This window comes from Paenibacillus sp. P4_A7 (genome assembly GCF_056402455.1).
In genome coordinates, this window is the sequence record NZ_JBFUHJ010000837.1 from 1 (window position 1) to 952 (window position 952).

Genomic DNA, 952 nt, shown 5'->3' on the forward strand with positions numbered 1-952 from the left:
CTATATACACTTATCGCAGAGCAAGGCGTTGTCTCCAAAGCCGAATTACTTGCCGCTTTTTCACTTACAAGCAGCTCGCTTACAAGACTGCTTGACGAGTTAGTTTCTGATAGCTTGTTGATTATGTCTGGTCTCGGTCCTTCGAATGGAGGCAGAAGGCCGATTCTTTATGAAATTAATCCTGCCTATGGATATTTTTTTGGATTAGAAATATCAAGACGATACTCTACATTAGGTTTTTATGATATGAAAATGAATCCTTTGTCCCTCATACGTTGGCGAATGGATGAGGCTATGACACCTCAGCAGCTCGTTGAATATGTCACAAATAATATCCGATCGATTTTGCTCGATCACAAAATCGATCGCAATAACGTAATTGGAATCGGAATTGGCGCAGTTGGTCCTCTGGATCGGGAGAAAGGAATCATCGTTCACCCATTAAACTTCCCAGCTTCGGGATGGAATGACGTGCCGATATGCCAAATCCTTCATGAGCAGACCGGCATACCTGCCAGTCTAGAGAATGGCGCTAATGCTGCACTAATCGGGGAACACTGGTCAATGCGCCGACAAAATCTTCAGCATATGTTATATGTACACGCTGGTGTTGGTCTTCGCTCTGCCATGATGTCTTATGGGCAAATCGTACACGGTTCTATTGATATGGAAGGCTCCATCGGCCAAATGATTATCCAGATGGACGGTCCTAGATTAAATGATCATGGGAACTACGGTGCACTTGAAGCTTTCGTATCCGTTCAAGCTTTAGAGATGCAAGCGCGCTCCCATGCCAAATTAGGACGTACTGATCTACTTTATGACGAACGCTTATCTCCCGATAAGATTAATTACGATATGCTGCTGCAAGCCTTTTCGCAGAACAACTCTTATGTTCGTGAGCTGTTCATGCAATCAGCTATGTATTTCGGAATTGGTCTTGCTAATCTGA

The 952-nt window shown here is 43.8% G+C and carries 1 protein-coding gene; it reads left to right on the forward strand.

The genetic code is table 11. The annotated features are described in order from the left end of the window. The coding region (locus AC1DWN_RS34360; protein ID WP_477563285.1) for an ROK family protein at positions 1-952 on the forward strand (952 nt) is incomplete at both ends.